Annotated in this window: 14 protein-coding genes; 12 read left to right on the top strand and 2 right to left on the bottom strand. The window is 42.0% G+C overall.

All coding sequences use genetic code 11. The features are described 5' to 3' along the window. Positions 1-148 precede the first annotated feature (148 nt). The 11 genes from cyoE to tsaB all read left to right on the top strand — a co-directional run bounded on the left by cyoE (position 149) and on the right by tsaB (position 8913). Positions 149-1051 (top strand): heme o synthase, encoded by a 903-nt coding sequence (gene cyoE / locus FK178_RS10240; RefSeq protein WP_146834474.1) that lies wholly within the window; start codon positions 149-151, stop codon positions 1049-1051. After that, positions 1042-1623, top strand: coding sequence for a cytochrome c oxidase subunit 3 (locus FK178_RS10235; protein ID WP_146834471.1), 582 nt, complete (start codon positions 1042-1044; stop codon positions 1621-1623). Before cyoE ends, FK178_RS10235 begins: the two co-directional genes overlap by 10 nt. 45 nt (positions 1624-1668) lie before the next feature. Beyond that, the gene (locus tag FK178_RS10230; RefSeq protein ID WP_146834467.1) at positions 1669-2649 is read left to right on the top strand and encodes a cytochrome c oxidase subunit 3; all 981 of its coding nucleotides are present in this window, start codon (positions 1669-1671) and stop codon (positions 2647-2649) included. Positions 2650-2666: 17 nt separating this feature from the next. Further along, complete coding sequence (locus FK178_RS10225) at positions 2667-3029, top strand: cytochrome C oxidase subunit IV family protein (protein WP_146834464.1); 363 nt, start codon at positions 2667-2669, stop codon at positions 3027-3029. A gap of 85 nt (positions 3030-3114) precedes the next feature. Then, the gene (locus FK178_RS10220; protein WP_146834461.1) at positions 3115-3762 is read left to right on the top strand and encodes a hypothetical protein; all 648 of its coding nucleotides are present in this window, start codon (positions 3115-3117) and stop codon (positions 3760-3762) included. 74 nt (positions 3763-3836) lie between these two features. Continuing rightward, positions 3837-4568 carry an SCO family protein gene (locus tag FK178_RS10215; protein ID WP_146834458.1) on the top strand — a complete coding sequence of 244 codons (732 nt, stop codon included), beginning with the start codon at positions 3837-3839 and terminating at the stop codon, positions 4566-4568. Continuing rightward, positions 4568-5101, top strand: a complete 534-nt coding sequence (locus FK178_RS10210; RefSeq protein WP_146834455.1) for a DUF420 domain-containing protein — start codon at positions 4568-4570, stop codon at positions 5099-5101. Before FK178_RS10215 ends, FK178_RS10210 begins: the two co-directional genes overlap by 1 nt. Positions 5102-5167: 66 nt before the next feature. Further along, positions 5168-5395 (top strand): hypothetical protein, encoded by a 228-nt coding sequence (locus FK178_RS10205; RefSeq protein ID WP_146834452.1) that lies wholly within the window; start codon positions 5168-5170, stop codon positions 5393-5395. A gap of 251 nt (positions 5396-5646) precedes the next feature. Beyond that, positions 5647-6978, top strand: coding sequence for a TolC family protein (locus FK178_RS10200; RefSeq protein ID WP_146834450.1), 1332 nt, complete (start codon positions 5647-5649; stop codon positions 6976-6978). A gap of 3 nt (positions 6979-6981) precedes the next feature. After that, positions 6982-8244 (top strand): efflux RND transporter periplasmic adaptor subunit, encoded by a 1263-nt coding sequence (locus FK178_RS10195; protein ID WP_146834446.1) that lies wholly within the window; start codon positions 6982-6984, stop codon positions 8242-8244. Between the two features lie 12 nt (positions 8245-8256). After that, complete coding sequence (tsaB, locus tag FK178_RS10190; RefSeq protein ID WP_146834442.1) at positions 8257-8913, top strand: tRNA (adenosine(37)-N6)-threonylcarbamoyltransferase complex dimerization subunit type 1 TsaB; 657 nt, start codon at positions 8257-8259, stop codon at positions 8911-8913. Here the strand turns inward: tsaB and FK178_RS10185 are convergent. Continuing rightward, positions 8910-9767: a mechanosensitive ion channel family protein gene (locus tag FK178_RS10185; RefSeq protein WP_146834439.1), complete on the bottom strand. Its 858-nt coding sequence runs from the start codon at positions 9765-9767 to the stop codon at positions 8910-8912. The genes tsaB and FK178_RS10185 overlap by 4 nt on opposite strands. A gap of 200 nt (positions 9768-9967) precedes the next feature. After that, entirely contained in the window at positions 9968-10183 is a 216-nt protein-coding gene (locus tag FK178_RS10180; RefSeq protein WP_146834436.1) for a dodecin family protein, read from the bottom strand. Between the two features lie 166 nt (positions 10184-10349). Here FK178_RS10180 and FK178_RS10175 point away from each other — a divergent pair, with 166 nt between their 5' ends. Then, complete coding sequence (locus tag FK178_RS10175; RefSeq protein WP_146834433.1) at positions 10350-12620, top strand: inorganic phosphate transporter; 2271 nt, start codon at positions 10350-10352, stop codon at positions 12618-12620. Positions 12621-12689 lie beyond the last annotated feature (69 nt).

Raw genomic sequence — 12689 nt, 5'->3', positions numbered from 1 at the left:
AATGTTCAGAAAAAAGAATGCATCTCCAAAAATACCACTCATTCCCCCAATAACCACCCAATCCCCACTGGTCTGTAAATTAACATATTTGGCCTCTTGGTAAAATCCAATTAAGGAGTATCTTTGCATCCAATTTAAAAATGCATTTTTGAGTAATACCCGCGTACATACTCCCTCAGTTTCAGTTTTTACAGATTTTAAGGAGATCACCAAAATGCGTTTGGCAATAAGCGTGGTCTTTTCCTCGGTTGCGGGTTACTTTTTGGGGGCCGAAGTTGTAAATTTTGTCACCGTTCTCTTACTGGCAATTGGAGGCTATCTTATGGTAGGCGCGTCCAACGCCTATAACCAGATCATAGAAAAAGACCTGGACGCCCTGATGGACCGTACCCGTAACCGGCCTATCCCTTCCGGCAGGATGAGCGTGAATACGGCTTTTATCATTGCCAGCACTTTTACCATCCTTGGTTTAATCGTATTATATATTATAAACCCCAAAACTGCGATGTTTGGGGCAATTAGCATTTTCCTTTATGTGAGCATTTACACGCCCTTAAAGACCAAAACTCCGCTTTCGGTATTTGTGGGGGCTTTTCCAGGCGCTATTCCATTCATGCTGGGCTGGGTTGCTGCCACCAACGATTTCAGCATAGAACCCGGTACGCTGTTCATGATACAGTTCTTCTGGCAATTCCCGCATTTCTGGGCTATTGGCTGGTGGTTGTTTGACGATTATAAAAAAGGGGGATTCTTTATGTTGCCCACGGGCAAACGCGATAAAGGCACCGCTATTCAAATTATACTGTATTCCGTCTGGACCATCCTCGTGTCGCTTATTCCCGTGCTGGGCGTGACCGGGAAACTGTACCTTACCCCGCTTTCAGGAGTGTTGATCCTGTTCCTTGGCCTGGGGATGTTGTATTATGCCTTTAACCTGTATAAGAAAAGGGATGCTTTTTCAGCCAAAAAGTTAATGTTCGCGAGTGTGTCTTACATCACTTTGCTACAAATAATATATGTATTAGATAAATTTATAAGAGAATGGATTTAACCCAAGGAACCAGGGAACAGAAAGTTGCCCGGGCAAAGAAAATGATGCTTTGGTTTGGCATCATAAGTATGGTAATGATGTTTGCGGGATTAACCAGTGCCTATGTGGTAAGCAAGAACCGGCCGGACTGGATCTCGGGTTTTGATCTGCCGCCTGCGCTGTACTGGAGCACGCTGGTTATTATAATCAGCAGTTTAACCTTTATTCTTGCAAAAAGAAGTGTTGAAAAAGACAACCGCAGGAACGCGACCCTGTTCCTGCTGGCAACCCTGGTGCTGGGAATTGTATTTGTGGTGCTACAGTTTCAGAGTTTTGCCGAGATCATTTCTGCAGGCTATTATTTTACCGGAAGTGAAAGTACCGTAACCACATCGTTTATATATGTGGTGGTACTGGTGCATCTTGCCCACCTGGTGGCAGGCCTCATCGTGCTTCTGGTGGTAATTTATAACCATTTTAAACAACGCTACCATTCGGGTCAAATGCTTGGAATGGAGCTGGGTGCAACGTTTTGGCACTTTTTGGATGTTCTGTGGGTTTACCTGTTTTTATTTTTATATTTCTTTAGATAATAAATTTGTCTATTTTTGCTCATCACTTAAATTCAATTATTCCATATGGAAGCTACTGTTATTAGAACAGGCACCGAAGGTAAAACCTGGGGCGGTGGAAATGAACCATTAAGGGCAAGTTACGGTAAAATGATGATGTGGTTTTTCATCGTTTCTGATGCGCTTACATTTTCAGGATTCCTTGCAGCGTACGGTTTCTCTCGATTTAAATTTATCGACTCCTGGCCAATTGCCGATGAGGTCTTCAATCACTTTCCATTTATGCATGGGGTAGACGCTCCAATGTATTATGTAGCGTTAATGACCTTTATCCTAATCTTTTCATCGGTTACTATGGTACTGGCAGTAGATGCCGGCCACCAGATGAAAAAATCCAAGGTGGTATTTTATATGGCCCTTACCATTGTAGGTGGGGTGATCTTCCTTGGGTCTCAGGCCTGGGAATGGAAGAATTTTATAAAAGGTGAATATGGTGCAGTTACTACAAACGGAGGGAATATCCTGCAGTTTGTAGATGAAGACGGAAAAAGAGTGGCCCTTGCCGATTTTGTGACCGCTTCTGCTGCCACGAGGGTGCAACATGAGAGGTCAAACGGCCTTTGGTTTACTGAAGAAGCTGCACTTCCTACCTATTCTATTGAAGATGTAAAGGCAAGTTTCCTTGCCAATGAAAATATTCTTATAAGAACTCAGGCTATCAATGCCGATGGTGAAAAAACCGTTCTTACCAGGGCAGAATCTGAACGCAAACTTGCTGCTGAAGGCGCCGGTGTGGTAGAAGGTGCAAACCTTTCTCAAAATGAGTACGGCGTGCCTTTGTTTGCAGATTTCTTCTTCTTTATTACCGGTTTCCACGGTTTCCACGTATTTACCGGGGTCCTAATCAACATCATTATCTTCTTTAATGTATTGCTTGGTACTTACGAGCGCCGCGGAAGTTATGAAATGGTTGAAAAAGTAGGATTGTACTGGCACTTTGTAGATTTGGTTTGGGTTTTTGTATTTACCTTCTTTTACCTGGTTTAATTCTGAAATAATTGAAAATGGCACATAGTTCAACACATACACACGAATCAAATACCAAAAGGATCTGGTTGGTATTTGTGATCCTTTCTGTAGTAACCCTGGTGGAAGTGGTCCTGGGGATCCTGAAACCCGATTTTCTTATAGACTATACCTTTTTAAGCATGAAACTGCTTAACTGGATCTTTATAATATTAACCCTCTATAAGGCATATTACATCGCCTGGGCGTTTATGCACCTGGAAGGGGAAGCGAAAGGCCTTAGAAGGGCAATTGTATGGACATCGGTATTCCTTATCGCTTACCTGCTTTTCATTCTTTTAATTGAGGGCGATTATGTGTACGAAGTTTTCAGGAACAACAAGGTAGCCTGGGATTTCTAAAAATATATAAGTTAAATGTGATTGAAAAGACGGTTTTTAAAAACCGTCTTTTTATTTTTGTACTCCCTTATGAAAGGCGGTTTTTATGAAGAAGTTTCTTGTTCTCGCAGTTTTATTTCTCTTGCCAATAATCGCTTATTTGTTTTTTGCTTCGGGCGTAAATAATTTTGCCAAACTTCCGGTCTTAACCACAGAGGTAGGGGACATAGTCCATTTGGATTCCTCGCGGGATACCGCCGTTACTTTTAACAATAAGATCAATATTGTAGCCTTTTTTGGGACAGATCCGCAGGCACTTGCAGGAAATACCTTTAACCTGGACCGTAAGATACTTTCCAAATTCTATGAATTTGAAGACTTTCAATTCATCATTATTCTTCCTGAAGAGGCAAGGGCACAATCTGAAAAATTTGTATCTGAATTTGAAGGGGTCACCAATTCCGGTTACTGGAACTTTGCTTTTGGAACGCCTGAACAGGTACAGGAAGTTTTTAATTCGTTTCAAACAGATCTAAAACTGGATGCCAACCTGCAAACCCCTTATGTGTTTATAATTGATAAGGACCGTAATTTACGGGGCCGGAATGACGACGAAGATAAAGGTACCCTGTACGGCTATGATTCCCGTTCGGTTTCAGAGCTAAACAATAAAATGAATGATGATGTGAAGGTGATCCTTGCAGAGTACCGCCTTGCGCTCAAAAAGAATAACGAAAGGCTTACCAAAGAATAAAATGAGCTTGAATACATTTCCTTGAGGGGGGTGTGTTGTGCTCAAAGGCCTTCCAAAACAATATATATCTACCCATGAAAAATAAATCATATATAGGGGTTTCGCTTATAATTTTGATCTTCGGGATCATCTTTATCCCCCGCATTATTGATAAGGTAAGGAATAACGACATCGTGGAACAGGACCGGTTGAATGTAAAGGACAAAGAGAAAACCCGGGATGCGGGCAAGATGGTCTACATTGAACAATATGGGGAAAAGAAGCGGGTGCCCGATTTTAGTTTTGTGAACCAGCATGGCGACACCATTACCAACCGGGATTACCTTGGTAAGGTGTATGTTATAGAATTCTTTTTTACAACCTGCCCTTCCATTTGCCCAATTATGAACCGCAACCTTATTGACGTTCAGAATGAGTTCAAAGGTGAGGATGACTTCGGAATAGCCTCTTTTACTATAGATCCTGAATTTGACACTCCCGAAGTATTGCGTGCATATGCCGAAAATTACGGGGTTACCAATCCTAACTGGAATTTTCTCACGGGAGACAGGGAAAAGATCTATGAGCTTGCCAATGCAGGCTTTGGCATCTACGCCGGGAAAGAGGAAACAGCCCCCGGAGGCTTCGCGCATTCCGGCTTATTTGCCCTAATAGATAAGGAAGGCTATGTGCGGTCCAGGACAGATTCCCATGGAAATCCCATTATATATTACAGGGGTTACATAGAACAGAACAAATCTATCACAGAAGGGCAGGAGACTCCCCAAATAGACATTTTGATGGAAGATATAAATAACCTGCTTTAATGGAATTAAGAACAAAAGACAGGGTCGCTGTACCCCTTATTATAACCTTATCTATTGTGGTACCGGTACTGGTGCTTATTTTGATGTACCTGCCGCAACGCTATAATATTTTTGGCGCCCAGTCCGGCACCTTTCCTTTGTTTCATGCAGTTATAAATGGTTCTACCGCCATACTGCTGCTGGCGGGATATTATTTCATGAGGATAGGGGACTTTAAACGGCACCGTAATTTTATGATCACCGCTTTTGTGCTTTCAGCCGTATTTCTGGTGAGTTACGTGATCTCCAAAATAAGCAATGACCCCGTGCCCTATGGTGGGGAAGGAAGCCTTAGGTATATATACTTTTTTATTCTTATTACCCACATTGTGCTATCGGCTATTATTGTTCCGCTGGTGTTGTTCACTATGTACCGCGGGCTTACCGGCCAATATGAAAAACATAAGAAAATTGCCAAATGGACATTTCCCATCTGGTTATATGTGGCAGTTACCGGGGTGCTGGTATATATTCTCATGTTTCCTTACTATTAACTGCCCGGTATTGTAAATGCCCCATTGGTTTTGTAAATTTGACCTCCTGTTTTAAGGATTGATACAATGAAAGTAAAGCTTGGTATATTTCTTCTCCTCCTTTTAATGCCGGCTCTGGCAGAGGCGCAATGTGCTATGTGCCGTGCCGTTCTGGAAAGTGAAGATTCCCAGGCAGCCGCCCAGGGAATTAATGACGGGATAGTGTATCTTATGGTTTTCCCTTATCTTCTTATGGGAGGCATAGCGTTTTTTATTTACAGGTCTTTCCGCTCGAAAAAAGATCCTTCCTCTTAAATTTTCGTTAAAAATTAACTTTTTTATAACATTCCCTGTTGTAACAAATTCTGCTGCGCCGGGTCTTACTTGCCGGTAGGTTAGATCACTTTTTTCTTTGCTTCCTTTCAGAAGAATTCATAAACAGAGGCTTATTGAACCTTCCGGAGAATTCAAAAATTGGAGAAAGTTCAGAAAAAATCTGTAAGGAAATTTCATTTGAATTGTAACATCTTTTCCTTTTCATAGACCTATTCCATACAACAACCATTATGAAAAAATTAATAGTACTCGTAATAGCTTTATTAGCTTTCATAAATATTCAGGCACAGCAAAAAAAGTGGACCCTCCAGGAATGTGTGGCCCATGCTTTAGAGAATAATATTTCAGTAAAACAAAGCGAACTTGACCTGCAGTTTGCAGAGATCGCAAGACGGGACGCCCTTGGAAATTTTATTCCATCCCTAAATATCAACTCCAATCTCGCCAATAGCAGTGGTTTGACCATTAACCCAACTACCAACCAGTTTGAGACCACACGCTTTACTTCCTTTTCGGGAAATGCCACAACCGCCCTTACACTTTTTGACGGATTGAGGAATATAAGGGAAATGCAACGCGCAAAATTATCTGAAATGTCCAGCCGGTATTCCCTGGAAAAAATGAAGGATGATATTGCCCTGTTTGTGGCCAACTCGTATTTACAGGTTCTTTTCAATAAACAATCGCTTCAGGTATTGCTTGCGCAAAATGAAGTTACCCGCGGCCAGTTGGACCGTACCAGGGAACTGGTAGATGCCGGGGTATTGCCAAGAGGGGATTTCCTGGAAATTGAAGCTACCAATGCCGATGAACAACAGCGCATTGTTATTGCTGAAAACAATATTGAGATCTCCCTTATTAGCCTTGCCCAAACCCTGCTTATAAAAGATTACGCCAATTTTGACATTGTAGATTACGATTATGATGTTTATGGTGAAGATATTTTACTGAATTCCCCGGCAGATATTATTAACCGTGCCCGGGAAGAGCGGTACGAGATACGTATAGCTGAAGAGAATAAGAAAATAGCCGAAAAAGACGTGCAGCTTGCGCGAGGTGCCTATTATCCTACTGTGAACGCCTTCTTTAATTACAATACCCGGTATGCAGATAATGACCCCTTTCGCAGGGATTTTGTTACCCAGCTGTATGATAATGACGGGACCTCCTATGGATTGCAGCTCAACATTCCGGTGTTGAACGGCTTTGCCGCCAGGAACCAGGTGAAGCGAAACCAGATAAACGTGCTGCGTGCAGAATATCAACTCGAGCAGGCAGAGCTGGACCTGGAATCCAATGTTTACCAGGCCTATGTGGAAGCAAGGGGAGCATTGAAAGCCTATGAGGCTGCACAGGCTGCCCAAAGGGCGCAGGAACTGGCTTTTGATTATGCCTCACAAAGATTTGATGTGGGAATGACCAATGCCTTTGATTTCAGTCAGTCCAAACTTAGATACGAAAATGCCCAAACCGAAGTGGTTAGGACCAAATACGATTATATATTTAAATTAAAAGTGATCGAGCTGTATTTTGGAATACCGGTAACCGATCTTAAATTTTAGAAAATGAAGAAAAAGACACTTATCATTATTGGTGTAATTGCGGTACTTGTAATAGTATTGCTGGTAGCAGGAAAAAAAGCCGGCTGGTATGGAACTTCTCCAAACCTTAGGGAGATCGAGGTAACAGAGATCTCTCCCCTGGATATTATAGAAACAGTAGCTGCCACCGGAAAGATCCAGCCTGAAACTGAGGTGAAACTTTCTTCAGAAGTTTCCGGGGAGATCATTGAACTTCCTATTGTGGAAGGCCAACTGGTTGAAAAAGGAGACCTTCTGGTTCGCATAAATCCAGATCTTTACCAGTCCAGTTTACAACGCTCAAGGGCCGGACTTCAAAATGTACGTGCAGGGCACGCGCAGGCCGAAGCCAGCCTTAGGGAGGCAAAAGCCAACTATGACCGTAACAAGGTACTTTTTGACCGTGGGGTGATCTCCAAAGCCGAATGGGATAAGATCGTGGCTGCTTATGAAATGGCACAAGCCTCAACCAATGCTGCTTATTACAGTATGCAAAGTGCGGCCGCTACCGTGACCGAGGCTACAGATAACCTTTCAAGAACATCCATTTATGCCCCAATGCGCGGTACAATTTCCCGGCTTGATGTAGAACTGGGAGAAAGAGTAGTGGGGACCCAGCAAATGGCAGGAACAGAAATAGTACGGGTTGCCAACCTTGCGAATATGGAAGTGGTGGTAGACGTAAATGAGAATGATATTGTGAAGATCTCTGTGGGAGATTCAACCATTGTTGGGGTAGATGCTTATTTAAAGAGAGAATTCAAAGGAGTGGTTACCGAGATCTCGAATTCGGCGGTGGAAGGCCTTACGGCAGACCAGGTGACTAACTTCAAGGTGAAGGTGCGTATCCTGGAGTCTTCGTATACAGACCTTCTTGAAGGGCGGTCTGAGAATTACTCCCCGTTTAGGCCGGGAATGACCGCTACAGTCGATATTATTACCAGGAAAAAAAACAATGTAATTGGAGTGCCAATAAGCGCTATTGTAATTAAGAACGATACCACCAGCGGTGCAAAAAAGACTGCAGGGCCGGTAGATCAAAAGTTTGAAACTATCTTTGTAAAAGAAGGAAATCGTGCTAAATTGCGCGTTGTAACCACAGGGATCCAGGATAACCGCAATATTGAGATCCTTACAGGATTGAAAGAAGGGGAAACCGTGATTACAGGACCTTACACCACAGTGACCAAAACACTGAAAGACGGTGATGAGGTGCAGCTTTTAAAACAGGATAAAAAAACAGATTAAACCTATAATATTTTGGCTAGCATACTTTGTATAGAAACAGCTTCTACCAATTGTTCGGTAGCCTTGAGTGTAAACGGAAAATTACTTGCCCTAAAGGAAGATAACAACCTGGGGTATTCACATTCTGAAAAACTGCACCACTATGTTTCTGAGATCCTGCAGGAGAACGGTTTAAAACCTGCAGATCTTGATGCAATAGCCATAAGCAAAGGCCCGGGGTCTTATACCGGCCTTAGAATTGGCGTTTCGGCTGCCAAGGGTTTATGTTTTTCGCTTGACATCCCGCTTATTTCGGTAGCTACCTTAACCGCCCTTGCCCATAAAGTGGAAGAGGAGGGGATTGTAGTTCCCATGCTGGATGCGAGAAGAATGGAGGTGTATAGCGCAGTTTTTAATGCTGCAAAAGAACAGCTGGAAGAAACTTCAGCCAAAATACTTGAGCCTCATTCCTATGATGAACTGCTTAATGCCGGGAAGGTTTATTTTATAGGCAGTGGTGTAGAAAAATTCCAGGCCATATGTACCCATCCCAATGCGGTCTTTGTGCAGGACCAATTGCCTTCAGCAAAGGAAATGGTGCCTCTTGCCGAGGCAAAATTTCAGCAAAAGGAATTTGAGAATGTGGCTTATTTTGAGCCCTTTTACCTAAAGGATTTTATGGTAGGTTAATCCTTTTCTTCCACTTTTATACTTTCCTTTGAGTGGTTGAAGAAATGTACATCCCGCTGCGGAAATGGAATGGAGATGCCGGCTGCCTCGAGCCTGGTTTTGGATTCCTCAATGGTATACCAGCTGCAATTCCAGAAATCATCATTCAAAGCCCAGAACCTTACCGAAAGATTTACTGAACTGTCCCCCAGTTCTGTTACCACAACCATAGGTTCAGGATCTGTGAGGATCTTTTCCTGTTCCTTTAACAGGTTAAGCAGGATCTCTTTAGCGAGTTTAATATCACTGTCATAGGAAATCCCTACAGTGATCGCCGCCCGCCGTTTGCCTTCTACCGTGTAATTGATAATATTATCATTGGTGAGCTGGCCATTGGGAATAATAGCAAGCTGGTTTCCGAAAGTATTGATCTTGGTATAGAACAGCGATGTTTCCTTTACGCTGCCTGAAACGCCTTTGGCTTCTATCCAGTCTCCCACCCTGAAAGGTTTAAGGATTATAATAAGAACGCCACCGGCAAAATTTGCAAGGGACCCCTGCAGTGCGAGGCCTATAGCCAGTCCCGCGGCTCCAATTACGGCTACCAGGGATGTGGTCTCGAAGCCAAGCTGGGTAATTACAAGTATTACCAGGAGAATCTTTAATGCTACTCCTATAAGACTTATGGCAAAATTTTCAATAGTCTTATCGTAGCCTTTTTTATGAATGATCCTTCTTACCTGGCCGGTAAAGATCTTTATGAACCAAAGGCCGAATAGAAGGAGAAAAATAGCGGAAAGGAAACTGGGCAAATAATCTACAAGCTTGTCTGTAAATTCCTTTGCGTAGGTACTCCAGTCATCAAAATACTGCATTTAAAAACGTTTTTGCAAAGGGACAAATTTTATAAGGGATAGTCCAGAAACATATGTTTAAATTTTGTTAAACGTATGGAGCAGGAGTGGTGATTCTCAGGAAGCGTGGGAAAATCTATAAGAAAAAACCCGGGAAGTATATTGGGTCATGAATTCATCATGCTTCAGTATACTTCCCGGGCTATATATATACAAGGCTATTATTTAGAATCCTGCCCGTGAACTTCAAATGTGATCTTGGTGGTCACCCTGTAATCTGAAATATTTTCGCCCTCAACCACAGCGGTTTGATCTTTTATATAAACAGATTTTATATTCTTTACAGTTTTGGATGCATGTTTTACTGCATTTCGTGCGGCATCCTCCCAGCCTTTGGAAGAATTTGCCATGATCTCGATTACTTTTAAAATTGCCATAATTAAAATTTTTTGTGATTAGTAATAATTCTTTAAGGTACAAATTTTAAAAGCGGACTATTCAAAAGCTTTGTTAAATGGCTGGGTTTTTAATGTTTTCATAACTTTGGAAGGTAGTTTTTTAACAAAAAAAACCGCACATTTGTAAGTCTTGAACTTGTCCTGAATGGAAGATGTTTATATCGTCATGCTGGTTGCCCTGTTTGCACTTGCAATTACAGATCTTGTGGTGGGGGTTAGTAATGACGCGGTTAATTTTCTTAACTCGGCAATAGGGTCTAAAGCCGTTCCTTTGCGCACCATTCTTATTGTGGCCAGCATTGGGGTAGCAGTGGGGGCAATTTTTTCCAGCGGACTTATGGAGGTTGCCCGGGAAGGTATTTTTGTCCCGGGAAAATTCTATTTTGAGGAGATCATGATCATTTTCATGGCGGTAATGATAGCCGATATTCTTCTGCTGGATTTTTTTAATTCCATTGGTCTGCCTACGTCTACCACGGTTTCCATTGTTTTTGAATTGCTGGGCGCAGCCGTGTGTGTATCCCTTCTAAAGATCTATTATTCTACCGGAGACTATTCCACAATATATGAGTATATAAATACAGCCAAGGCCACCCAGATCATACTTGGGATCCTGCTTTCTGTGGTTATTGCGTTTACCGTAGGTACTGTGGTACAATATTTTTCAAGATTGGTTTTTACTTTTCAGTATGAAAAGAAATTAAAATATGTAGGCGCAATTTTCGGCGGATTATCATTTACTGCGATCCTGTATTTTATCCTGATGAAAGGGCTTAAAAGTATCGCGATAATTCCCGTAGAGGTGCTGGATTATATCAATAACAACTCGCTCGTAATTGTAGTTGTAGGATTTTTGATATTTACCGGTATTTCGCAGCTGGTCATAACCTATTTCAAGGTCAATATTTTAAAACTTATAATCCTGGTGGGAACTTTTGCCCTGGCCCTTGCCTTTGCAGGAAATGACCTTGTGAATTTCATAGGGGTGCCAATTGCCGCCTGGCAGTCATTTGAAATTTGGCAATCTGCATACCAGGCAACCGGTGTATTGCCCAATGAACTGCTTATGGATGGATTAACGGGAAAAGTGCAAACCCCTGTTTTCCTGTTGCTCCTGGCTGGAATTATTATGGTGATTACCCTCTGGTTTTCCAAGAAGGCCATGCGGGTAACAGATACCGAAGTTAACCTGGCAAGGCAGAGTGAAGGCTCAGAACGTTTTGAACCTAATTTTATATCCCGTGGCCTGGTACGTTATTTCATTCTTGCAGGGAATATGGTAGAACGGGTTATTCCCACTTCTTTTTCAGAAAAGCTAAGTGAGAAATTCCGGAAAAAAGAACTTGTTTCCCGTACAAAACAAATGGATGCGCCATCCTTTGACATGGTTCGTGCTTCCGTAAACCTGGTGGTTGCCAGTATCCTTATCTCTATTGCCACCAACCTTAAATTACCGCTTTCTACCACCTACGTGACCTTTATGGTTGCTATGGGTACTTCTCTGGCAGACAGGGCCTGGGACAGGGACAGTGCGGTATACCGGGTGGCCGGGGTAATTAACGTAATAGGAGGTTGGTTTGTTACGGCTTTAGTGGCATTTATGGGGGCCGCCACCTTCGCAGCCATTATCTATTTTGGGGGCATCATTGCCATTGCGATCCTGGTATTGTTGGCCGTTGTGTTAATAGTGAGAAGCGCTGTGGTGCATTCCAGAAAGGTGGAGGAGGAAAAGAAATTAAAGCGTTATAACAAAAGCGATATTGTTACCATTAATGAAATCACAGTAGAAACTTCAGAAAATATATCGAGTGTGATTAAGGGTATAAACAAAATGTTTACCAAAACAGTAGACAATTTAGGGTACCACGATCTCAACAAGCTTAAGAAGAACAGTAAGGCGATAGATAAACTGGAAGAGGAAATTGATGAACTCAAAGGGAATATATTTTATTTTATCAAATCCCTGGATGATGACTCTATAGAAGCCAGCAAATTCTATATTCTTATCCTGGATTATCTGCAGGATATGGTGCAATCTATTGGTTTTATAACCAGGACCAGCTATAATCACGTTCATAATAACCATAAGAACTTAAAGTTCAACCAGGTAAGGGAATTAAAAGGAATAGATGTAAAACTGCAGTCTTTGTTTGACGATATTCAACATATTTTTGACACCCATAAATTTGGAAATATTGAAGGCGTGATTGCCGAAAAGCAACAACTCCTTGACCATGTTTCTGAACTTATTGAAAAGCAGATTACCCGAATAAGGACCAGCGAAACCAGCCCTAAGAATACCAAGCTATATTTTGGGCTGTTGCTTGAAACCAAAGATCTTATTGCTTCAACTATGAGCCTGCTGCAGTTGTTCAGGGAATTTAATAAGGAAGCGAAGCAAACAATTAATTATTAGATTTATAAGTTAGGGGTTATGAGTTATAAGGTTACTTTGACCTAAAAAAGTAGTGAACTACTAATAGCC

This window comes from Antarcticibacterium arcticum (assembly GCF_007993795.1).
Lineage (GTDB): Bacteria > Bacteroidota > Bacteroidia > Flavobacteriales > Flavobacteriaceae > Gillisia > Gillisia arctica.
The sequence above is the reverse complement of the archived record's forward strand: the minus strand, read 5'-3'. Positions and strand labels throughout refer to the sequence as shown.

Coding starts and splice junctions, on each gene's coding strand:
- FK178_RS10235 (WP_146834471.1), top strand. CDS start 1,042: ATGGATTTAACCCAAGGAACCAGGGAACAGAAAGTTGCCCGGGCAAAG.
- FK178_RS10230 (WP_146834467.1), top strand. CDS start 1,669: ATGGAAGCTACTGTTATTAGAACAGGCACCGAAGGTAAAACCTGGGGC.
- FK178_RS10225 (WP_146834464.1), top strand. CDS start 2,667: ATGGCACATAGTTCAACACATACACACGAATCAAATACCAAAAGGATC.
- FK178_RS10220 (WP_146834461.1), top strand. CDS start 3,115: ATGAAGAAGTTTCTTGTTCTCGCAGTTTTATTTCTCTTGCCAATAATC.
- FK178_RS10215 (WP_146834458.1), top strand. CDS start 3,837: ATGAAAAATAAATCATATATAGGGGTTTCGCTTATAATTTTGATCTTC.
- FK178_RS10210 (WP_146834455.1), top strand. CDS start 4,568: ATGGAATTAAGAACAAAAGACAGGGTCGCTGTACCCCTTATTATAACC.
- FK178_RS10205 (WP_146834452.1), top strand. CDS start 5,168: ATGAAAGTAAAGCTTGGTATATTTCTTCTCCTCCTTTTAATGCCGGCT.
- FK178_RS10200 (WP_146834450.1), top strand. CDS start 5,647: ATGAAAAAATTAATAGTACTCGTAATAGCTTTATTAGCTTTCATAAAT.
- FK178_RS10195 (WP_146834446.1), top strand. CDS start 6,982: ATGAAGAAAAAGACACTTATCATTATTGGTGTAATTGCGGTACTTGTA.
- FK178_RS10185 (WP_146834439.1), bottom strand. CDS start 9,767: ATGCAGTATTTTGATGACTGGAGTACCTACGCAAAGGAATTTACAGAC.
- FK178_RS10180 (WP_146834436.1), bottom strand. CDS start 10,183: ATGGCAATTTTAAAAGTAATCGAGATCATGGCAAATTCTTCCAAAGGC.
- FK178_RS10175 (WP_146834433.1), top strand. CDS start 10,350: ATGGAAGATGTTTATATCGTCATGCTGGTTGCCCTGTTTGCACTTGCA.